The following is a 21,577-nucleotide window of genomic DNA, read 5'->3' as shown; positions in this document are numbered from 1 at the left end:
CCGCGCATGCTGTATCCGGGCGTGCCCTTGGACAAGTCTTTGAGGTTGCTTGTCTCTCAGCCTTGAGGCGCAAGTGCCGTGTTCAGCCTTGAATTTATACTGGAGCCCGCAGCGGGTGCGGGCTCCAGGGATGTCTTTACAGCATCAATGCAGGGTGCTGCTCTTCTTGCGCTTGGAATTGCGTGAGACGATGTTGAGCACTTCCACCAGCGCCGAAAACGCCATGGCGGCATAGACGTAGCCCTTCGGCACATGGAAGCCCATGCCTTCGGCAATCAGCGTCGTGCCGATCATCAGCAGGAAGGCGAGTGCCAGCATGACGACCGTCGGGTTGCGCTCGATGAAGTTGGCAAGCGGGGTTGCGGCGAGCAGCATGACGGTGACGGCAAAGACGACGGCGACGACCATGATCGGCACGTGCGGGGTCATGCCGACTGCGGTGATGATGCTGTCCACCGAGAAGACCAGGTCGAGAAGCAGGATCTGGACGATAGCCGACGAGAAGCTGGTGATGGCAACCTTGCCGCCGACCATGTCTTCCTTGTGATCGATCGGGTCCACGTTGTGGTGGATTTCCTTGGTGGCCTTCCAGACGAGGAAGAGACCGCCGACGATGAGAATGATGTCCTTCCAGGAGAAGGGCTGGCCGAAGACTTCGAAGACCGGCTCTGTGAGCTGCACGATCCAGGCGACGGTGCCGAGCAGTCCAAGACGCATGACGAGCGCCAGCCCGATGCCGATGCGCCGTGCCTTTTCCCGCTGGTTTTCCGGCAGCTTGTTGGTCAGGATCGAGATGAAGATCAGGTTGTCGATACCCAGCACCACCTCCATGACGATGAGGGTGACGAGCGCCACCCATGCGGTGGGATCTGACAAGAGAGGGACGATGGACTCCATCGGGCCGGACTTCCTTTCAACTGAAGGTTATTATTCGACGGTGATAACGCAGATAATGGGCAATCTATAACGAATAAGTTGCGATGCAAGCATGTCAAAAGCGCCGTCAGGAGAGGTTCCCGGCGGCGCTTCAGACTAACTCGGAAGGATGAATGGCTTCAGGCGGCTTTTGTTCCGTAAGCGGCCATGAAGACGCGGATGGCGCTGGAGATCACGCGCTCCAACTCTTCGTCGGGAACGGGGCCTTCCAATTCGCCAAACAGGCGATATTTGAAGAACGTGCCGGTGGAAAGTTCGATGAATTGGCGCGCGGCCAGTTCCACATCGTCAACCTGGAGGCTGCCGTTTTCAATATGATGGCGGATGAACTCTTCCAGAACGATCCTGATATTGTTGGGCGCGGAACTGAAGAACCGTCGCGAAAGCTTGGGCATACGGTCGATGACGCCAAGCAGTGAGCGCATGGCAGGGATCATGTCAGTGCATACCAGACGGTTCGCAAAGGCCGTGCCAAACTGCCTCAGGCCATCGCGCACCTCTTCGGTCCCGGCCAGAATGTCGCGCATGGAGTCAGCAAATTCGCTGCGATGGCGGTCGATCAAAGCGGCGAACAACTCTTCCTTATTGGCGAAGTAAACGTAGATCGTACCCTTGGACACGCCAGCTTCCCGGGTAATATCGTTCATGCTGGCAGCGTCGAAGCCCTTTTGCTTGAACATGCGCCACGCGCCATCGAGGATCTGTTCACGCTTGGACGGGTCTTCACCCGCAGCAAAGCGCCCACCTGAAGCGGTGGTCGAACTTGCATCCTCGATTACCTTCTCTGTCATCGTCTTTCGTCCGATTGCGGTTAACCCCCGGTTCAACATATCGAACCGGGTGGTTCGATGCCACTTGATATGTGGTGTAAAAGCGATTATGTCAATCGAACCGAACGGTTCAGTTCAATTAATTTCGTATAACCAGGTGTCTACCATGTCGTCTCAAAAGAGTGGCGCTGTCCGGGCGATCAATACGTCGGAAGAAGCAGAAGTCCAGACCGCAGCTCAGGCTGAAGCCCGCACTGAAGAAAACCGTCCGGCAGAGGCCCCCAAGGCCGCAGCGCCCGTGCAGCCGCCGGTGCAGAGGAAGAAGGGCAAGTCCTTCCTTCTGCCGATCTTCGGTGTTGCGCTTCTGGCCGGTGCCGCCTGGTATGGCTACGACTACTGGACGACCGGCCGCTTCATGGTTTCGACGGACGACGCCTATGTGCATGGCGATATCGCGGTCATTTCTCCCAAGGTGTCCGGCTATGTGGCGAAGGTGGATGTCGTCGCCAACCAGCAGGTGAAGGCCGGCGATCCGCTGGTGACGCTGGATGACGGCGACTATCGCCTGGCACTGGAACAGGCCGAGGCGCAGCTTGCCACGCAGCAGCTGTCGCTGAACCGTATCGACGCGCAGATCGCAGGCGGCGAGGCGGCTCTTGCCCAGGCGTCTGCCCAGAAGGGCGCGCTCGACGCAGCCCTGCAGGGTGCCGAGATCAACAACAAGCGTGCCACCGAGCTGCAGTCCAAGGATGTCGGCACCGCCGCATCCGCCGACAATGCCCGCATTTCGCTTGAGCAGGCCAAGGCCAATCTTGCTGCCGGTCAGGCGAATGTGGTTGCGGCCGAGGCCAATATCGAGCTCCTGAAGGCGCAGCGCAAAGAGGCCGAAGGCTCGATCAAGCAGCTGGAACTGGCGCGTGACAAGGCAGCCCGCGATCTCTCCTTCACCGTTCTTCGCGCGCCCTATGATGGCGTGATCGGCAATCTTTCGGTCCAGACGGGCGATCTCGTCTCGGCGGGTAAGCGCCTGGCATCGCTCGTGCCGATGAATGAGCTTTATGTCGATGCCAACTTCAAGGAAACGCAGCTGGCACGCGTCGTGCCCGGCTCCAAGGTGAAGGTGCATGTGGATGCGTTTGATGATGACGCCATCGAAGGCACGGTGCAGTCGATCTCGCCGGCCTCCGGCTCGGTCTTCTCCATGCTGCCGCCGGAAAACGCCACGGGCAACTTTACCAAGGTGATCCAGCGCGTGCCGGTGCGTGTCGTTCTTTCCAAGGAAGATATCGACAAGCATCATCTGCGCGCGGGCCTGAGCGTTGTCGTCGATGTCGACACGCGCACGGCACCAAAGCCGGCCGACACCCAAGCAGCCCAGAACCAGTCCAAGTAACCGGCAGCCCGGATCAAGGTAGGGACAAGCATTATGGCGGCTACAGCCAGCATGAGCGGCGGCACCACGGCCGCCGTCGATCCGCCGATGGACCGCAGACGCCTGATCGCGTTCTTCGCCATGGTCTTCGGCATGTTCATGTCGATCCTCGACATTCAGATCGTTTCGGCCTCGCTTGCCGAAATCCAGGCTGGCCTCGGTGCCGGTTCGGATGAGATCGCCTGGGTGCAGACATCCTACCTGATTGCGGAAGTCATCATGATTCCGCTGTCGGGGACGCTGGCGCGCATCCTCTCCACCCGCGTGCTGTTTGCCACCTGTGCGGCGGGCTTTACGCTCTCCAGTGCGCTTTGCGCGACCGCGACGAATATCGATCAGATGATCGTCTATCGCGCCATTCAGGGCTTTATCGGCGGCGGCATGATCCCGTCGGTCTTTGCCGCGGCCTTTACCATCTTCCCGCCTTCCAAGCGCCCGATCGTGTCGCCGATCATCGGCCTTGTCGCAACGCTTGCGCCCACCATCGGGCCGACGGTTGGCGGTTATCTCTCCAATGCCTTTTCCTGGCACTGGCTGTTCCTCGTCAACATCATCCCCGGCATCATCGTCACCATCGTGACCTGGACGTTCATCGACTTCGACAAGCCGGAGGCCTCGCTGTGGAAGAAGTTCGACTGGTGGGGTCTGATCTCCATGGGCGTCTTCCTCGGTTCGCTGGAATATGTGCTGGAAGAGGGTAACAATAACGACTGGTTCAACGATGAGAATATCGTCATTGCGGCGATTGCCATGACGATCGGTGCGGTGGTGTTCTTCTGGCGGGCCTTCAAGGTGGATTTCCCGGTGGTGGATCTGCGCGCCTTTGCCGACCGAAATTTCTCCATCGGCTCGCTGTTTTCCTTCGTCATGGGTATCGGCCTTTACGGCTTGACCTATCTCTACCCGCTCTATCTGGGGCGCGTGCGCGGCTATGATGCGCTGATGATCGGCGAGACGATGTTCGTTTCGGGTCTGACGATGTTCTTCACCGCGCCGATTGCAGGGCGGCTTTCTGCCAAGCTCGATCCGCGGGTGATGATGGCGATCGGCTTCATCAGCTTTGCGGCGGGCACCTGGATCATGACGCATGTGACGGCGGACTGGGATTTCAACGAGCTTCTGATCCCGCAGATCCTGCGCGGTTTCGGCCTCATGATGTGTATGGTGCCGATCAACAACATCGCGCTCGGCACGCTTCCGCCCGCCCGCATCAAGAACGCATCCGGTCTCTTCAACCTCACGCGTAACTTGGGCGGTGCGGTCGGTCTTGCCATCATCAACACCGTGCTCAGCCAACGTACCGACGACCATTATGTCCGCATTGCCGAGCATGTGAATTACGGCAATCCGGCAGCCCTCGACTGGCTGAACAATGTCGGCGGCAATTACGACTCCTACGGCCTCGATGGCGCGTCGGTGGCGATCAAGAAGCTCGTCGGCGTGGTGTCGCAGGAGGCGTGGATCCTGGCCTTTGCCGATGTGTTCCTGCTTTTGACCTTCCTGTTCACCGGGCTGATCTTCCTGACGGTGCTGATCAAAAAGCCGAAGGCGGCCCCGCCGCCCGATGCCGCGCACTGAGTTTTACCTATCCACCGCAGCGCATGTGGGGTCACCGGAAACGGTGGCCCCTTTTTTGTTTGGGTTGGGGACGTTTTCTTTAGGGACAGCGACGCGCCTGAGATGTTGTCGCGGGTCTGTCACGACAAGCGCTCCACACTCTGCCGTCATCCTCGGGCTTGACCCGAGGATCCATGGTTGCCAACAGTTTCAATGACTTGTGGATCCTCGGGTCAAGCCCGAGGATGACGCAGAGTGTATGGCTGGCTGACTGCGACCAACCGAAACGCAGTAGAACAAAGAACGCCGACCGCTCAAGCGACCAATCCTCAACCCATTCATGAGGTACGTACATCATTTTCTGATTTACGTACCTCAGAAACTCCTCTATGACGGTGCGCGGGAGGAAGCATGAAGCCGACAGTTCACGATATTGCGTCAAAGGCAGGGGTCAGTCTCGCCACCGTCGACCGGGTGATCAACCTGCGTCCGGGCGTGCATCAGCTGACCCGCGCCAAGGTGGAGGCGGCGATTTCCGAGCTTGGCTATGTGCGCGATATCGCAGCCGCCAACCTCGCCAAGGGTCGCAGCTATGCGCTGGTCTTCATTCTTCCCAACAACGACAATTCCTTCATGGCCGGGCTTCGCAACGAGGTGCGGTGTGCAGCCTCGCGCTCCTATGTGGAGCGCACCTCGATCCGCATCATCGAGGTGCCGCCCTTCGATGCGGCGGCACTCACCCAGGCGCTGGATGTGGCGCGGCTGGAAAAGCCGTCGGGCGTTGCCTTTGTCGCGATCGATTCCGAGGATGTGGTCGAGGCGACGGATCGTCTGGCTGACAGCGGCATTGCCGTCGTGACGCTGGTGTCGGATCTGACAGGCTCCAAGCGCGACCATTTCGCCGGTGTCGACAATGCCGCGGCAGGGCGCACGGCGGCAAGCCTGATGGGGCGCTTCCTGCCAAGGGAGACGGCCGAGATTGCGGTTCTGGCGGGCTCGATGCTTGTGAAGGATCACCGCGAGCGTCTGGCCGGCTTCGAAGGTGTGATCGAGGCGGAGTTTCCGCATCTTTCCATCCGTCCGGTCCTGGAGGGGCGCGACGATGCCGAGAGGGTGGAAGCGCTGGTCGCAGACACGCTGCGCGACAATCCAAGGCTTGCCGGGCTCTATAGTCTCGGTGCCGGCAATCGCGGTCTGATCCGGGCGCTGAAGGCCCATGATGGCTTCCGGCCCTGCGTCATTGCCCATGAGCTGAACGACACGACGGCGGCGGCACTTCGCGACGGCGTGCTGGATGCCGTGCTGAACCAGGATGCCGGCCACGAGGTGCGCAGCGCCATCCGCGTGCTGAAAGCCCGCGCCGATGGGCTTACCGTCATCGAAGCGCAGGAGCGTATCCGTATCGACATATTCCTGAGGGACAATCTCCCTTGAGCACTCTTCGTTTGAACCCGCTTCGGGCGCGGCCCGGCTTCAACTGCGCCAGCCCCATCACATCCCATCTTGGAGGACGACATGTATCTTGGTCTTGATCTTGGAACATCCGGCGTCAAGGCGCTGCTGATCGATGGCGATCAGGCGGTCATCGGTTCGGCCAATGGCGCGCTGGACATTTCGCGTCCGCATCACGGCTGGTCGGAGCAGGATCCGGCCCACTGGATCAAGGCGACCGAAACGGCGATTGCCGGGCTGAAGGCGAAGTTTCCCGCCGAGCTTTCGGCGGTCAAGGGCATCGGCCTTTCCGGCCAGATGCATGGCGCGACGTTGATCGATGCGAGTGGTGACGTTCTTCGCCCCTCGATCCTGTGGAACGATACGCGCTCTTACGCCGAAGCTGCCAAGCTCGATGCGGACCCGCGCTTTCGCCAGATCACCGGCAATATCGTCTTTCCAGGCTTCACCGCGCCGAAGCTCGCCTGGGTGAAGAACAACGAGCCGGAGATTTTTGCCAAGGTCGCCAAGGTGCTGCTGCCGAAGGATTATCTGCGCCTGTGGCTGACGGGCGAGTACATCTCGGAAATGTCGGACTCTGCCGGCACCTCCTGGCTCGATACGGGCGCGCGCAAGTGGTCGTCCGAGCTGCTTGCGGCCACCGATCTGGACGAGAAGCATATGCCGTCTCTGGTGGAGGGCACCGATGAGGCGGGCGTGCTTCGCTCCGAGCTTGCGTCTGCCTGGGGCATTTCCGGCAAGGTGGTCGTCGCCGGTGGCGCTGGCGACAATGCCGCATCCGCCTGCGGCATGGGAACGGTTGCCGAAGGCCACGCCTTTGTGTCTCTCGGCACCTCGGGCGTGCTCTTTGCTGCCAATGCCTCCTATCTGCCGAAGCCGGAGAGCGCGGTTCACGCCTTCTGCCACGCGCTGCCCAACACCTGGCACCAGATGGGCGTGATCCTGTCGGCCACCGATGCGCTCAACTGGTATTCCGGCATTGCCGGCAAATCGGCGTCCGAACTTTCCAGCGAGTTGGGCGACGACCTGCAAGCACCAACCGGCGTCACCTTCGCGCCTTATCTTTCCGGCGAACGCACGCCGCACAATGACGCGGCCATTCGCGGCTCCTTCATCGGCCTTTCGCATGAAAGCGACCGCAAGGCGCTGACGCAGGCCGTGCTGGAAGGCGTGACCTTTGCGATCCGCGACAATCTCGAAGCGCTGAAATCGGCTGGCACCTCGATCTCGCGCGTCACCGCCATCGGCGGTGGATCGCGTTCGCGCTATTGGCTGGCCTCGATTGCCACCTCGCTCGGCGTGCCTGTCGAAATCCCGGCCGAAGGCGATTTCGGCGCGGCCTTTGGCGCTGCCCGTCTGGGCCTGGTTGCCGCAACCGGGGCCGATCCGGTTGCCGTCTGCAGCCAGCCGGAAACGGAAGAAACAATCGAGCCGGTGGCAGCGCTGTCAGGCGCTTATGAAGAGGCTTATGCGCGGTACCGCGCGCTTTATCCGGCGATCAAGCCGCTGTCGCACTAGGCGTAGGAAGGGGGGTGAACCACACCCTCCAACGCCGCTAACCACACACCATCAAGGGAGAAGCAACGATGAGCACTGGATTTTTCGGCGATATCGCCAAGGTCAAATATGAAGGCCCGGACAGCACCAATCCGCTGGCCTTCCGCCACTACAACCCTGATGAGATCGTCGCCGGCAAGCGCATGGAAGACCATCTGCGCTTTGCGGTCGCCTACTGGCATTCCTTTGCCTGGGAGGGCAGCGATCCCTTCGGCGGGCGCACCTTCGACCGCCCATGGTTTGGCGACGACATGCAGAAGGCCAAGCTGAAGGCCGATGTGGCGTTCGAAATGTTCAGCCTGCTCGGCGCGCCATACTACTGCTTCCACGATGCGGATGCGCGGCCCGAAGGCAAGACCTTTGCCGAGAGCACCAAGAACCTCAACGAGATCGTCGACTACCTGCAGAAGAAGCAGGAAGAGACCGGCGTCAAGCTTCTCTGGGGCACGGCGAACCTCTTCTCCAACCGCCGCTTCATGTCCGGCGCCTCCACCAATCCGGACCCGGATGTGTTTGCCTATTCGGCAGCCACCATCAAGACCTGCATGGACGCCACGATGAAACTCGGCGGCGAGAACTACGTCCTGTGGGGCGGTCGCGAAGGTTACGAGACGCTTCTCAACACCGATCTGTCGCGTGAATTCGACCAGATGGCGCGCATGCTGCATATGGTCGTGGAATACAAGTACAAGATCGGTTTCAAGGGCACGATCCTGGTCGAGCCAAAGCCGCAGGAGCCGACCAAGCACCAGTATGATTACGACGTCGCGACCGTCTATGGCTTCCTGAAGAAGTATGGCCTCGAAAACGAAGTGAAGATGAATATCGAACAGGGCCACGCGATCCTTGCCGGCCATACCTTCGAGCATGAGCTGGCGCTTGCCAACACGCTCGGCATCTTCGGCTCCATCGATATGAACCGCAACGACTACCAGTCCGGCTGGGATACCGACCAGTTCCCCAACAACGTCCCGGAAATGGCGCTGGCCTACTACCAGGTCCTGCAGGCCGGCGGCTTCACCACCGGTGGCACCAACTTCGACTCCAAGCTGCGTCGCCAGTCGCTCGACCCGGAAGACCTGCTGATCGGCCATATCGGCGGCATGGATTGCTGCGCCCGCGGCCTGAAGGCTGCGGCGAAAATGGTGGAAGACGGCGCGCTCTCCAAGCCGCTCGCTGAGCGCTACGCCAAGTGGGACCAGCCGGAAGCCCAGAAGATGCTGCGCGGCGAAATGAAGCTGGAAGAGATTGCGGCCAAGGTGGAGCGGGAAAACATCAACCCCGAGCCGAAATCCGGTCGCCAGGAGTATCTCGAAAACGTCGTCAACCGCTACGTCTGAGGTTTTGTGCCGGTGAGAGCCGGCTGTTGCGATTGTTCACCCCGGACGTGCGTTCGGGGTGAAGTCTTTTGGAGAGTATGTCTTGCCTGTGGCTATCTCCCAGAGGGAGGTCGCTCGTTAAGCACATACTTCTCCTCCGTCATCCTCGGGCTTGACCCGAGGATCCATAAGCCGTTGACGCTGTTGGAAAATATGGATCCTCGGGTCAAGCCCGAGGATGACGGAGAGAGTGGGGACCTCTTCGCTATTACCGCTCACCCATAGGCGAAAATACGACGGTCCCTCACACCCGCACATCCCCCCGATAGACATTCGGAGTCGTCCCCGTCAGCCGTCCGAAAATCTTTCGAAACGCGGCGGGGTCGGTGTAGCCGACGGACCAGGCGATAGATTCGATGGAGCCGTTGGTGGTTTCGAGCAGTTGCCGCGCCTTCATGATGCGGACATTCTGGTGATATTCGGTGAGCTTCAGTTTCGTGGCGCGGAAGAAGCGGCGTTGCAGGGTGCGTTCCGAGAGGTTCACGCCGTCTGCCAGTTCTCCGACGCTCTTTTGCAATTCCGGGGTGGCGTGGAACTGGTGCTGGATTTGCAGCACCTCGCGGTCGCCATGGTCGAAGCGTGGCAGGAAGGCCTTGTAACGGGCCTGGCTGGCGCGTGGCGGATCGACGATGAGGAAGCGCGCAGTCTCCAGCATCACCGTCTGGCCGAGAAGTTTTTCCACGAGCAGCAGGCCGAGATCGGCCCAGGCGAGAATGCCGCCCGCGGTGATCACGTCGCCGTCGTCGATGATCATATTGTCGGGTGCCACATCGATGCCGGGAAAGCGCTCCGACAGCCGGTCGGCAAAGGCCCAGTGGGTGGTGGCGCGGCGCCCGTTGATAAGGCCGGTTTCGGCCAGCACGAAAGCGCCGGCACAGACCGAGCAGACGGTGACGCCCTCGGCATGTTGCGCTGACAGCCACTGCGATGCGGGCGTCATGCTCTGCATTTTCTCCGGCATCACGATGCTGGGCGGCGCGATGACGTAGCGCAGGGCATGGGGCTCGCCCGGATGCGAATCCCAGATGCAAGAGACCGTGTCGCCTTCCATCTTCCAATGACTGATGCGGATGCCGGTTTCACCGGCGCGACCTTCCAGCGCCATCGCCCAGCTGGACGCGAGGCTGAAGAGATCGGTCAGCCCGTAGATCGCGGCCAGCTGACAGTCTGGATAGATGAGTAGCGCAATTTCGATAGTGCTGATATTCGTATCGACGGTCTTCGGGACGTCCGTCTCGACACCTTTTTCCAGCATTTGCACCATTGTCACTTTTGCCTTCTATAAAGTCGTTTGCGCCACGTGTTTTGTGTAGAGCAAGGCGCTAGCTTGTTCAAGTCAACAGCAACCAGACAGGCACCGACAGGAGAGCGCGATGACGGAACCAGGGACAACCAATGACGCCAACCGCTTTTTCGTGTCGAGGCGCAGTGTCTTGATCGGAGGTGCCGCCCTTGCAGGCGCCGCACTCTCGCCACTCGATTTTTCATCCGCCTATGCAGCAACCAATTTAGTACAAGGAGATATCAACATGGGTTACGTTACCACCAAAGACGGCGTGCAGATCTTCTACAAGGACTGGGGTCCAAAGGACGCGCAGCCGGTTGTCTTCCACCACGGCTGGCCGCTGTCTTCCGATGACTGGGACGCGCAGATGCTGTTCTTCCTTGCCAACGGCTACCGCGTCGTTGCCCATGACCGCCGTGGACATGGCCGCTCGGAGCAGGTTTCCGAAGGTCACGACATGGACCACTACGCCGCCGACGCCTTTGCCGTCGTCGAGGCGCTGGACCTGAAGAATGCCATCCATATCGGCCACTCCACCGGCGGCGGCGAAGTTGCCCGCTACGTGGCCAAGCATGGCGAACCGGCAGGGCGCGTTGCCAAGGCGGTTCTGGTCTCCGCCGTTCCACCGCTGATGCTGAAGACCGAGGCCAACCCGGAAGGTCTGCCGATCGAAGTCTTCGACGGTTTCCGTTCCGCACTTGCCGCCAACCGCGCGCAGTTCTTCCGCGACGTTCCGGCTGGCCCCTTCTATGGCTTCAACCGCGATGGTGCCAAGGTGTATGAAGGCGTGATCCAGAATTGGTGGCGTCAGGGCATGATGGGCGGCGCGAAGGCCCATTACGATGGCATCAAGGCGTTCTCCGAAACCGACCAGACGGATGACCTGAAGGCGATTGGCGTTCCGACGCTGGTTCTGCACGGCGAAGACGACCAGATCGTTCCGATTGCAGACTCGGCCCAGAAGTCGATCAAGCTTCTGAAGAACGGTGAGTTGAAGACCTATCCGGGCTTCTCCCACGGCATGCTGACGGTCAATGCCGATGTGCTGAACGCCGATCTTCTGGCCTTCGCCAAGAAGTAAAAACCTAAGCGAAGGGCCGCTGGCTGGGCAAACGCTCCGCAAGCGGCCCTTCGTCGTTTTAACGTTGGCGCATCACGAAACTGTGATGGTGACGAGCGCTGCGATTTCTGATGTTTAGCAGTCTCTTCCATTGGAGATTGCCCATGCCCGCTTATGCCATTCTCGCTCTTGCTGTGATCAGCGAAGTCGTCGCGACCATGTCGCTCAAGGCATCGAAAGGGTTCACCGTCCTCGTCCCCTCCATCGCCGTCGTCATCGGCTATGGCGCTGCCTTCTTCTTCCTGTCGATGATCCTCGATCGCATTCCGGTGGGTGTGGCTTACGCCATCTGGGCCGGTGGCGGCATCCTTTTGACGGCGACACTCGGCTGGTTCGTCTTCGGCCAGCGCGTGGATTTCTGGGGCTTTGTCGGCATGGCATTCATCCTCGCCGGCGTGCTCATCCTCAATCTGCTGTCGAAATCGTCCGTGCATTGAGCGGCCACAAACGCCTGCAAAATCGCATGGTTACATTTCTGTGCCTTCTTGTGTGCGGCGCAACAGACCCTATCTGTATCTGCGTTTCAAAGGGCTTCAGACCGCGCATTGACGCGCATGGCTGGCCCGCCAAGGAGTTTCTATGCTGATCGATAAACTGAACTGGCGTTATGCCACGAAGAAGATGGACCCTGCCAAGGCCGTGTCCGAGGACAAGGTGGACCGCATCATCGAGGCGGCGCGTCTGGCTCCGACGTCAAGCGGCCTGCAGCCCTTCGAAATCATCGTCGTCACCAATCCTGAGGTCCGCGCCAAGATCCAGGAGATCGCCTGGAACCAGGCGCAGATCACCGATGGTTCGCATCTGCTCGTCTTTGCCGCCTGGGACAATTACACTCCAGAGCGCATCAACCACATGTTCGACCTGACGAACGAAGAGCGTGGCTTCAAGAACGAAGGCTGGGAAAAGTACCGCCAGTTCCTGCTTGGCATGTACCCGGATCGTGACCCGGAAGTAAACTTCGAGCATGCCGCCCGCCAGGCCTATATCGCCTTCGGCATGGCCGTGGCGCAGGCCGCCTTCGAAGGTGTGGATGCAACGCCGATGGAAGGTTTCGAGCCTGCCAAGCTGGACGACATTCTCGGCCTTCGCGAGAAGGGCCTGCGTTCGGTGACGATCCTGCCGCTCGGCTATCGTCAGGAAGAGGGCGACTGGCTTGCCAATCTGAAGAAGATCCGCCGCCCGCTGGACCAGTTCGTCACCAAGGTCGAGTGACGACAACCGTCGCTCTTCGGGCAGATTTTTCCGTCATTCGCGGATAATTGAAATATCCTGCCTATAAATCGGTATCGCATACGGGCATGTATGCGATACACAGATGGCTGAAACGCTCCAGCAACGGCGTGAAAGCCATCGTCTTCAGAAAGTCGACCATGCTCTCAGATGTCTTTCATTGTCGAATGTGCCGGATGGCGGCATGAACGGTTGTGGCCTGACGGGCCGTCCGCCGGAATGAAGAGACAATTTCCTCAAGAGCAATGGCATGAATTCCGATATCAGTAAGGACGCAGAGCGTCCGATCCCGACCTCGACAGCCGACCCGATGGTGGCCTTCGAGGCAGTGACGAAAACCTTTGGCGGCAATGGCAAAGAGCCGGCCTTCACCGCGCTTGCCGGCGTGGATTTCGTCGTCCCGCGCGGCGGCATCTCCGGCATTATCGGCCGTTCGGGTGCCGGCAAATCCACCATGATCCGGCTGGTCAACGGGCTGGAGCGGCCGACATCCGGCAAGGTGGTGGTGGATGGCGTCGATGTCGGCGCGCTGGACGAGGGCGGCCTGCGCTCGCTTCGCCGCTCCGTCGGCATGATCTTCCAGCACTTCAACCTGCTGTCGTCGCGCACCGCTTACGACAATGTGGCGCTGCCGCTCGAAATCTCCGGTATCTCCAAGGACGATATCAAGCGCAAGGTCGGGCCGCTGCTCGATCTCGTCGGCCTTGGCGACAAGGCAAAGCGCTATCCAGCCGAACTCTCCGGCGGCCAGAAGCAGCGTGTCGGCATTGCCCGTGCGCTTGCCACCGAGCCGAAGCTGCTGCTTTCCGACGAGGCGACGTCTGCGCTCGATCCGGAAACGACGCAATCGATCCTGGAACTGTTGAAGCGCATCAATGCCGAGCTTGGTCTGACTGTGCTACTCATCACCCATGAGATGGAGGTGGTGAAGACCATCGCCTCGCAGGTTGCCGTCATCGACAAGGGCCTGATCGTCGAGCAGGGCTCCACCTTCGATATCTTCACCCATCCGCAACACGAAACGACGCGCAGCCTGTTGTCGTCTGCCGTTGGCGTCAAGCTGCCACATTGGGTGACGTCCGGGCTAAAGAGCGAACCCGCTGCCGGCGACCGTATTCTGGTGCGTCTCGTCTTCTTTGGCGATACGGCGTTCCAGCCGCTGACCGCACGTCTCGTCGCCGAGATCGGCCCGGATGTGAATATTCTGGCGGGCACGATCGAGGAAATTGCCGGTGCGCCCTTCGGTTCGCTGGTCGTCTCCTATCCGGCAACACCGGATGTGCTGGCGCGGGCGAAACGCGTCTATGACGAAACGGGTCTCACGACGGAGGTGCTTGGCTATGTCGCCTGATATGCTGTTCAACATTCTCCTCAAAGGGCTCATCCAGACGCTGCATATGGTGGCGGTCTCCGGCATCGTCGGTTCCGTGCTCGGCCTGCCGATCGGCATCTTCCTTGCCACCAGCGGCAAGGGCGAGCTGTTCGAGGCACCGATGGCAAACCGCATCATCGGCTTCATCGTCAACGCCGCGCGCTCCACGCCCTTCATCATTCTGGTGGTGGCGATCATTCCCTTCACCCGGCTTGTCGCCGGAACCTCGATCGGCACCAATGCGGCCATCGTGCCGCTCACCGTCGCGACCGTTCCCTTCATTGCAAGGCTGGTGGAAGCGGCGATCCGCGAGGTAGACAAGGGGCTGATCGAGGCCGCGCGCGCCATGGGTGCAACGCCGCTCCAGATCGTCACCAAGGTGCTTCTGGCTGAAGCCAAGCCCGGCATTACGCTCGCGCTCACACTCACGCTCGTCAGCCTCATCGGCTATTCGGCGATGGTGGGTGCCGTCGGCGGCGGTGGGCTTGGAGACCTCGGCATTCGCTATGGCTATCAGCGCTTCATGCCGGATGTGATGCTGGCGGTGGTGATCGTCCTCATCGTGCTGGTGCAACTGGTGCAGAGCGCTGGTGACGCGCTTGCCCGCAGCTTCGACAAGCGCAACCGCAAGAATTGAATTCAAGTGCGAGGTTTGCCTCGCGCGCAGAGATAACAACGTCAAGGAGACACCCATGAAAAAGCTCATCATCGCTGCTTCTCTCGCAGCCCTCTTTGCTGGCAGCGCGCTGGCTGAAACCATCAAGGTCGGCGTGACCCCTGCCGAACATGCGCAGATCATGGAGCAGGTGAAGAAGGTTGCCGCGACCAAGGGCCTCGATATCGAAATCCTCGATTTCTCCGATTACGTCGTGCCGAACCAGGCGCTGGCCGATGGCGAGCTGCAGGCCAACTCCTTCCAGCACCAGCCCTATCTCGACAACCAGATCGCCGACCGCAAGTTCGATATCGTCAGCGTCGGCACCACCATCACCACGCCAATGGGTGTCTACTCCAAGAAGGTGAAGAGCCTGGACGAGCTGAAGGATGGCGCGACCGTCGGCATTCCGAACGACCCGACCAATGGTGGCCGCGCGCTTCTGGTGCTGGCTTCCAAGGGCGTGCTCAAGGTCAATGAGGCCGTCGGTCTCAAGGTTACGCCAGCCGACATCACCGAAAACCCGAAGAACATCCAGATCGTCGAACTCGACGCCGCACAACTGCCGCGTTCGCTGGATGATACCGATGCGTCGGTGATCAACACCAATTATGCAACCGCGGCCGGCCTCAACCCGAAGAAGGATGCAATCGCCATCGAAAGCGAAAAGTCTCCCTATGCCAACGTGATTGCAGTTCGCACGGAAGACAAGGACAAGCCCTGGGTGAAGACGCTGGTTGAATCCTATCACAGCCCGGAAGTGAAAAACTTCATCCTCGAGAAGTATAACGGCACCGTTATCCCGTCCTGGTAACAGGCTGTGCGCTGTCGCCACCGTTCGATTGCAAATGGAACGGTCGGCCCCGCAAATGCGTGTGAAACTTTCGCCCCTTCCACAACCTTGGGAGGGGCTTTTTCTTGCAAAGGTGGCATATTTGTACGTTTCGTACAAAATTTCTGCGCGCGTTTTTAATCTCTTCTGAATGTTTCCCCGGCACGATGGCACTTTGTAAGGGCGAAAAATCGCATCTAGTGTGGGGCAGAGCAGAATGAGGATGATTGGTAGGAGATCTGCGGTTGCAGGTGTTCTTTTTGCCTTTGCGCTCATTGTCACCCTGATCACCGCGCTCGTTCTCTCGGCGCTGACCAATGTCACCCAGATGGCCAACCGGCTGGATGAGGAGCGTTCTCTCCAGACTGCGCGCGGCGCGCTTTCCACCTTCCAGCATCAGCTGGGTGCGACACTGAATGACTACGCCGCCTGGGACGATGCCGCCCGTTTCGTTTATGCCGAAGATGGTGCCGGCTGGATCATCAGCAACTACGGCGACATGACCGTCAATAGCGAACTCTTCGATACCGCTGTCGTTCTGGACGATCAGGAGGGCGTGCTGCTGGCCTATCAGAATGGCGCGCCGGCACCCTGGAGCGTCGGCTCCTATTTCGGCGGCTCCATATCCGAAATGATCAACCGCATCCGCAATGCCGGACCGGAGGCCACCCCGGAAATGACCGGCTTCATCCGCACGCGTGACGGCATTGCCGCCGCTGGCGTGGCGCTGGTGCGCAAGAAATCCGGCGAGCTCGACCCCTCGCTTGGCAAGCGCTATCTGGTGTTCGTTCGCCATCTGACCGATGACAAGGTCGCCAAGCTCGGCCAGACCTATCTGGTCAACGGGCTTTCGCTGGAACCCGGCCTTGCAGCCACACCCTATTATGTCGATATCGTCGATCCGCATGGCGATATCCTTGGCAAGCTGACCTGGACCTCCACCATGCCGGGAGACGTCAGCCTCAACGAGGTGCGCCCGCGGGTGCTGACCGCCTTTGCCATTGTCGGCGTCTTTTTCCTGGTGCTCTTCGTCTTCGGCCTTGCCGTCATCCGCAAGCTCAGACGTGAAGAGGCGGTCATGCGCGAAGAGCTGCTGGTCGATCGCTTGAGCGGGCTGCATAATCGCCCCGGCCTGTTTCGTGGCCTGAAGCGCATGACCGAGGCGGCGAATGCGGACGGCTCCTATGTGGAACTCATCTATCTTGATCTCGACGGCTTCAAGGATGTGAACGATTCCTTCGGCCACGAGGTGGGAGATCTGCTGATCAAGGCGGTGGCCGCAGCCCTCAAGGTTCTCGCACCGAAGGGTGCTCTGCTGGCGCGCCTTGGCGGCGACGAATTCGCCGTTGCGCTGCAGGGTCCCAATGCCCGTATCGAGGGGCGGATGTTCTGCGATGCACTGCTGGAGCTTGTCTCCGAACCCTTCATGCTGGGTGACCGTGTTGCCGCAATCGGCTGCAGCATCGGCACGGCCGTCTCCAAGGGTGGCGATATCAATGGCGAGGAACTGCTGCGGCGGGCGGATATGGCCATGTATGAGGCGAAGGAAGGTGGCGGTGGACGCTACTTTGCCTATCAGGCCGATCTCGACGCGCGCCGTGAAGAGCGCAAGCAGCTGGAAGCCGATCTCAAATACGGCATCGACAACAACGAAATCCGCGTCGCCTTCCAGCCAGTCGTCTCCACGCTCAGCCGCCGTATCATCGGAGTGGAAGCGCTTGCCCGCTGGAACCGCCCAGGCTATGGCCCGGTTTCGCCGGATATCTTCATTGCGGCCGCGGAATCGGGCGGGCTGATCGACAAGCTCGGCATGCAGGTCATGCGCACGGCGCTCAAGGAAGCGGCCGGCTGGCCGGACCTGAAGATCGCCATCAACATCTCGCCTGTGCAGTTCCGCAACCCCGCCTTTGCCGGACATGTGGTTCAGGTTCTGGAAGAAACCGGCATTGCCCCGGAGCGGGTGATGCTGGAAATGACCGAAGGGTACTTCATTCATCATCCAGAGCGCGCCCAGGCAGTCATCGAAAAGCTGCAGCAGATCGGGCTCAGCATCGCGCTTGATGATTTCGGCTCCGGCTTTGCCAGCACCGGCTATCTGCGCCGCTTCGGTTTCGACCGGATGAAGATCGACAAGTCGCTGGTCGTGGCGCTGGAAGAGGGGGGCCGTTCACTGGAAATGCTCACCGCCACCGTGGCACTTGCCCGCTCGCTTGGCATTCCGGTGACGGCAGAGGGCATCGAAACCGAAGACCAGGCCGTCATCCTGCAGATCTGCGGCTGCGACGAACTGCAGGGCTATCTCTTCTCCAAGCCGCTCCCTGCCGCAGGCATTCAGGAGTTGCTGGCGCAGCAAGATGCGCCGATGGAGCAGTTGAAGGCTTCGTAACGCGTCGGGTGATGACAGCATCGGCCCGAAAATCGGACTCGATTTTTCGGAAAGCACGATGCGTCGATTCAAAAAGGGTAAAGCGTTCTTTGCGCGTCCAACAGGACGCGCGATGCTTTAGCGCCCCAGATGCTTTTCGCCGCGCTTCTTGGCAATATCGATCTGCTTCTGGCGGTCGCGGAAGCGTTGGCGGTCTTCTTCGGTCCGATCGTTGTAACAGCTCGGGCAGGAGACGCCTTCTTCGAAGAGCGGCGACAGCCGCACCTCCTCGGTGATCGGGTTGCGGCAGGCGTGGCAAAGCTGGTGATCGCCTTCGGCAAGGCCGTGGACCACGGAGACGCGCTCGTCGAAGACGAAGCAGGCGCCTTCCCACAGGCTTTCTTCTTCCGGCACCTCTTCCAGATATTTCAGAATGCCGCCCTTCAGGTGGAAGACATCCTCGAAGCCCTGTTCCTTCATGAAGGCCGTGGCCTTTTCGCAGCGAATGCCGCCCGTGCAATACATGGCGATCTTCGGCTTGTTGTGCAGGCCGGGATTGTTCTTCACCCAATCGGGAAACTCGCGAAACGTCTTGGTCTGCGGATCGACCGCGCCCTTGAAGAGGCCGATCGCCGTCTCATAGTCATTGCGCGTATCGATGACGATCGTGTCCGGATCGGAGATCAGCGCGTTCCAATCCTTCGGATCGACATAGGTGCCGACGATCCGGTTGGGATCGATATCCGGCACGCCCATGGTGACGATTTCCTTCTTCAGCTTCACCTTCATGCGCACGAAGGGCATCTTCGACGCGCGGCTTTCCTTGTGCTCCAGGCTCGCAAATTCCGGCTGGGCGCGAAGATAGGAGAGCACGGTCTGCACGCCTGCATCGGTTCCGGCAATCGTACCATTGATGCCCTCGGCTGCCAGAAGCAGCGTGCCCTTCACGCCTTGTTCCTGACAGAGCTTGAAGAGTGGATCGCGCACGCTCTCGAACCGCGGGAAGCGGGCGAAGTGGTACAGCGCTGCCACGAGGAAATCACCAGCGGCACCGGAGAGGGTGGAACTGGAAGACGTCGCCTCGGCGGTGGCGTCCGGGCGGAAGGATGTCGCAGTGTCGGTCATGGGCGCTGAAATACAGCCATCCGGGCGTTGTTGCAATCCTGATTGAGTTGGATTTGCTTGGGGTCCGCGCAAGTTCACAGAGCTTGTCAAGAAAGCCATGGGTCGGACTCTGGCAGATATCCAATCTCTTTGCTCCATTGATGTTACCGAAAAATTCGTACCTTCTGTACGATTTCGATTGAAGCTCGGACAAAAATGTCCGAAAATCGAAATCCACACAGGGAGCAAAAATGAAGCGCGAGCAGTTTCTTCGAGAGCTTCGCAAGATCGCCAAAGACAGGCAACTCGACTTGGCGATTTTCGAGGACAAGGGAAAGGGTTCGCACTATCGGGTAAAGCTCAATGGCAAGATGACAACCATCAAGTCCGGTGAACTCACGCCCACTTATGTGCGACTGTTGAGAAAGCAGCTTGGCATCGATTGATGCAGCACCCCGTCAGTCGGACTGCGCACGAAGGAAGTTGAGGAACGCATGTTGTTCAAATACATAGCGACTATCGAAGACGATCCGGATGGCGGTTTCGTTGTGACCTTCGCAGATGTGCCGGAAGCCATCACCGCGGGTGAAACGAGAGAAGAAGCGCTGACCAATGCGCGGGAAGCGCTGGGTCTTGCCCTTCGTGGCATCCTTCAGGACGGTGGCAACCTTCCTGAGCCGGCGGCAAAGCAAGGAACGCCGGTGTCTGTCGAAGCGGATGTTGCGCTCAAGCTGGGCGTGATCCAGGCATTCAAGTCGTCGGGTATATCCAAAAGCGAGTTGGCGCGCCGCATCGGCAGGGAAGAGAAGGAAGCACGCAGAATTCTCGATCCCGATCACGCCACCAAGATCGGTCTGCTTCAAGAGGCCTTGCACGTGCTGGGTATGGAAGTGACTGTTTCCGTTCAGCGTGCGGCATAAATCAACCGGATCGCCATCTTCGGTAGCGAAGGTCGAAAGCATTTGCGAGTGCTGGGCTCCGGCCTGGACGCATCCGCCGCCCTACCGCGCCGCATGCCTCCAAAGAAGCGCAATGATTTCTGCCTCGCGGGCGGCCGTCTCCGCAAAGACGTTGTCGGCGAGCGCGAGGCTCTCTTCACGCAGCGCCTGTTGACGGTCGATGATGGCGTCGAGCAGCAAGGCGAGGGTTTCGCTGCCTGCGAAGCTATCGGGTTCGCGGTCGGCGAAGGCGGCGAGTACGGAGAGGTCGTGTTCGTGGCCCAGGAGTTTGACCAGTTGCTTGGCGTCCGCCCTCTTGGCGCGCATGGCCGAAGGCCAGAGTTTTTGTAGCAGCGCCAGATGCATCCAGTAGACCTGGCCGCTTTTGCGCAGGTCGTGAAAATACTCGTCATGGGCTTGCCCATGGCAGAGACCCAAGGCATCGAGCGCCTTGCGACGCTGCTTTTCCCAGGTCTTGCGGATCATCTTCAGCGCGGTCTTTTCGCCGTGGGAGAGCGACAGGGCCGAGAGTGCGTCCTTGCCGTCTTCGCAGGACTGGATGGCGTCTTCGATCCGCTTTGGCAGATCGCCATCCTCATGGGTTGCGGCATCGCGACGCTTGCTCAGCACGTCATGAGCGCTTGCCAATGCGTCGCGCTCGGCATCGGAGCGGGCGACGCCTTGCAGATAGGTGATGGTTTCCACCAGGGCTGCGGCATCGCGTGCGGCTGACAGGGAGCGGGCGATATCGCGGAAGCGGGCGTTTTCCGCCTTGCGGAAATCCGGCGCCTCCTTTTCGAGGAAGCGGTAGAGCGCCCGGATGCGCTTGAATTTCTTGCGGGCATCATGCACCGCACGGTCCGTGCCGTCCGGCTGATCCTGCAAAAGCGCGATGGCGTCGTCGATGAGCTCTCGCCCGGTATGCTTGATCTCCTCGACGAAGGAGCGGGTGGGATCAATCCTGAAGGACATGGCACAGCTCCCCGCTCAAATCTTCCAAGGCCATATGCTGGTTGGAATAGCGCCGGTCGCCGGTGACTTCCGGGCCAAGCCATGCGGGAAGTGCTGGGCGGTCGGTTTCCTGCTTCATCTCGACTTCCGCGACGACGAGACCGCGATAGATCCCGTCGAAGACATCAACCTCCCAGACAAAGCCTTCGTGATCGACGGTATAGCGGGTCTTTTCGATGACGATGCCAAGGGCCGTGGTCATCAGTTCGCGGGCGTCTTCGACCGTGATGGGATATTCGTATTCGTCGCGCACAAGTGCGCTGGTGCCGATCTTGATGGTGAGCCGGGCGTCGGCATCGTCCATGATCCTGACGCGGACCGAGCGGTCCTCCATAGAGGCGACATAGGCTTGCTGGAACGATTTCCGAGACGTCGTTTCTCGCTGCCACTCATCGCTGCGGACCAGAAACTTGCGTTCGATTTCTTTTGCCATTCAACACCCTGCGCTGTTTTGTCGGGACGGTAAACCAAGTAGTTGTCATGAAAAAGCAATAAATGAGAAATCGTTGGCTCGGCCTCGACACGGCGGAATGGTCGCGGTATTTGAAAGCGCAATTTCAATCGATACAAAAGCCGGAGATA

At 59.9% G+C, this 21,577-nt stretch carries 21 protein-coding genes; 15 read left to right on the top strand and 6 right to left on the bottom strand.

What is annotated here, in order from left to right; all coding sequences use genetic code 11:
- Window positions 1–144: 144 nt before the first annotated feature.
- Together EYC79_RS14195 and EYC79_RS14190 are read right to left on the bottom strand one after the other, a co-directional pair.
- Window positions 145–897 (bottom strand): TerC family protein, encoded by a 753-nt coding sequence (locus tag EYC79_RS14195; RefSeq protein ID WP_062424975.1) that lies wholly within the window; start codon window positions 895–897, stop codon window positions 145–147.
- A 158-nt stretch (window positions 898–1,055) separates the two neighbouring features.
- On the bottom strand, window positions 1,056–1,727 hold the full coding sequence (locus EYC79_RS14190) for a TetR/AcrR family transcriptional regulator (RefSeq protein ID WP_062424974.1): 672 nt from the start codon (window positions 1,725–1,727) through the stop codon (window positions 1,056–1,058).
- 145 nt (window positions 1,728–1,872) lie between these two features.
- Between EYC79_RS14190 and EYC79_RS14185 the strand changes: the two genes are divergently transcribed.
- From EYC79_RS14185 to xylA, 5 genes are all read left to right on the top strand, one after another.
- On the top strand, window positions 1,873–3,099 hold the full coding sequence (locus EYC79_RS14185) for an HlyD family secretion protein (RefSeq protein ID WP_130978405.1): 1,227 nt from the start codon (window positions 1,873–1,875) through the stop codon (window positions 3,097–3,099).
- Window positions 3,100–3,132: 33 nt separating this feature from the next.
- Window positions 3,133–4,716 carry a DHA2 family efflux MFS transporter permease subunit gene (locus tag EYC79_RS14180; protein WP_130978404.1) on the top strand — a complete coding sequence of 528 codons (1,584 nt, stop codon included), beginning with the start codon at window positions 3,133–3,135 and terminating at the stop codon, window positions 4,714–4,716.
- A 390-nt stretch (window positions 4,717–5,106) separates the two neighbouring features.
- Window positions 5,107–6,129 carry a LacI family DNA-binding transcriptional regulator gene (locus EYC79_RS14170; RefSeq protein ID WP_130978403.1) on the top strand — a complete coding sequence of 341 codons (1,023 nt, stop codon included), beginning with the start codon at window positions 5,107–5,109 and terminating at the stop codon, window positions 6,127–6,129.
- Window positions 6,130–6,210: 81 nt separating this feature from the next.
- Window positions 6,211–7,665: a xylulokinase gene (xylB, locus tag EYC79_RS14165; protein ID WP_130978402.1), complete on the top strand. Its 1,455-nt coding sequence runs from the start codon at window positions 6,211–6,213 to the stop codon at window positions 7,663–7,665.
- A 68-nt stretch (window positions 7,666–7,733) separates the two neighbouring features.
- Complete coding sequence (xylA, locus tag EYC79_RS14160) at window positions 7,734–9,044, top strand: xylose isomerase (RefSeq protein ID WP_062426195.1); 1,311 nt, start codon at window positions 7,734–7,736, stop codon at window positions 9,042–9,044.
- Between the two features lie 283 nt (window positions 9,045–9,327).
- On the opposite strand, the gene EYC79_RS14155 is transcribed toward xylA, so the two are convergent.
- Window positions 9,328–10,347, bottom strand: a complete 1,020-nt coding sequence (locus tag EYC79_RS14155; protein ID WP_335625474.1) for a GlxA family transcriptional regulator — start codon at window positions 10,345–10,347, stop codon at window positions 9,328–9,330.
- A gap of 265 nt (window positions 10,348–10,612) precedes the next feature.
- Here EYC79_RS14155 and EYC79_RS14150 point away from each other — a divergent pair, with 265 nt between their 5' ends.
- The 8 genes from EYC79_RS14150 (at window position 10,613) to EYC79_RS14120 (ending at window position 17,963) form a co-directional block, all read left to right on the top strand.
- Entirely contained in the window at window positions 10,613–11,449 is an 837-nt protein-coding gene (locus tag EYC79_RS14150) for an alpha/beta fold hydrolase (protein ID WP_207773724.1), read from the top strand.
- Between the two features lie 143 nt (window positions 11,450–11,592).
- Window positions 11,593–11,925 carry a DMT family transporter gene (locus EYC79_RS14145; protein WP_062427774.1) on the top strand — a complete coding sequence of 111 codons (333 nt, stop codon included), beginning with the start codon at window positions 11,593–11,595 and terminating at the stop codon, window positions 11,923–11,925.
- 142 nt (window positions 11,926–12,067) lie between these two features.
- The gene (locus EYC79_RS14140) at window positions 12,068–12,700 is read left to right on the top strand and encodes an NAD(P)H-dependent oxidoreductase (protein ID WP_062598954.1); all 633 of its coding nucleotides are present in this window, start codon (window positions 12,068–12,070) and stop codon (window positions 12,698–12,700) included.
- 103 nt (window positions 12,701–12,803) lie between these two features.
- On the top strand, window positions 12,804–12,941 hold the full coding sequence (locus EYC79_RS23620; protein WP_156380110.1) for a hypothetical protein: 138 nt from the start codon (window positions 12,804–12,806) through the stop codon (window positions 12,939–12,941).
- 87 nt (window positions 12,942–13,028) lie between these two features.
- Window positions 13,029–14,069, top strand: a complete 1,041-nt coding sequence (locus EYC79_RS14135; RefSeq protein ID WP_130978599.1) for a methionine ABC transporter ATP-binding protein — start codon at window positions 13,029–13,031, stop codon at window positions 14,067–14,069.
- Window positions 14,059–14,727 carry a methionine ABC transporter permease gene (locus EYC79_RS14130; protein WP_062427776.1) on the top strand — a complete coding sequence of 223 codons (669 nt, stop codon included), beginning with the start codon at window positions 14,059–14,061 and terminating at the stop codon, window positions 14,725–14,727. Before EYC79_RS14135 ends, EYC79_RS14130 begins: the two co-directional genes overlap by 11 nt.
- A 55-nt stretch (window positions 14,728–14,782) precedes the next feature.
- A complete protein-coding gene (locus EYC79_RS14125; protein WP_112520894.1) occupies window positions 14,783–15,559 on the top strand; it encodes a MetQ/NlpA family ABC transporter substrate-binding protein in 777 nt (258 codons plus the stop codon).
- A 241-nt stretch (window positions 15,560–15,800) separates the two neighbouring features.
- Window positions 15,801–17,963 (top strand): bifunctional diguanylate cyclase/phosphodiesterase, encoded by a 2,163-nt coding sequence (locus EYC79_RS14120; protein WP_245495289.1) that lies wholly within the window; start codon window positions 15,801–15,803, stop codon window positions 17,961–17,963.
- A 117-nt stretch (window positions 17,964–18,080) separates the two neighbouring features.
- Here EYC79_RS14120 and trhO read toward each other — a convergent pair whose 3' ends face one another.
- Window positions 18,081–19,067, bottom strand: coding sequence for an oxygen-dependent tRNA uridine(34) hydroxylase TrhO (gene trhO / locus EYC79_RS14115; RefSeq protein ID WP_165457039.1), 987 nt, complete (start codon window positions 19,065–19,067; stop codon window positions 18,081–18,083).
- A 230-nt stretch (window positions 19,068–19,297) separates the two neighbouring features.
- Between trhO and EYC79_RS14110 the strand changes: the two genes are divergently transcribed.
- The gene (locus EYC79_RS14110; protein ID WP_130978400.1) at window positions 19,298–19,492 is read left to right on the top strand and encodes a hypothetical protein; all 195 of its coding nucleotides are present in this window, start codon (window positions 19,298–19,300) and stop codon (window positions 19,490–19,492) included.
- A gap of 48 nt (window positions 19,493–19,540) precedes the next feature.
- On the top strand, window positions 19,541–19,966 hold the full coding sequence (locus tag EYC79_RS14105; protein WP_112520897.1) for a type II toxin-antitoxin system HicB family antitoxin: 426 nt from the start codon (window positions 19,541–19,543) through the stop codon (window positions 19,964–19,966).
- Window positions 19,967–20,047: 81 nt separating this feature from the next.
- On the opposite strand, the gene EYC79_RS14100 is transcribed toward EYC79_RS14105, so the two are convergent.
- Entirely contained in the window at window positions 20,048–20,956 is a 909-nt protein-coding gene (locus EYC79_RS14100) for a CHAD domain-containing protein (protein WP_130978399.1), read from the bottom strand.
- Complete coding sequence (locus EYC79_RS14095; protein WP_113180926.1) at window positions 20,940–21,428, bottom strand: CYTH domain-containing protein; 489 nt, start codon at window positions 21,426–21,428, stop codon at window positions 20,940–20,942. Before EYC79_RS14095 ends, EYC79_RS14100 begins: the two co-directional genes overlap by 17 nt.
- Window positions 21,429–21,577: the final 149 nt, after the last annotated feature.

It is taken from the genome of Agrobacterium cavarae (assembly GCF_004310285.1).
GTDB lineage: Bacteria > Pseudomonadota > Alphaproteobacteria > Rhizobiales > Rhizobiaceae > Agrobacterium > Agrobacterium cavarae.
This window is presented reverse-complemented; position numbering and strand designations above follow the sequence as displayed.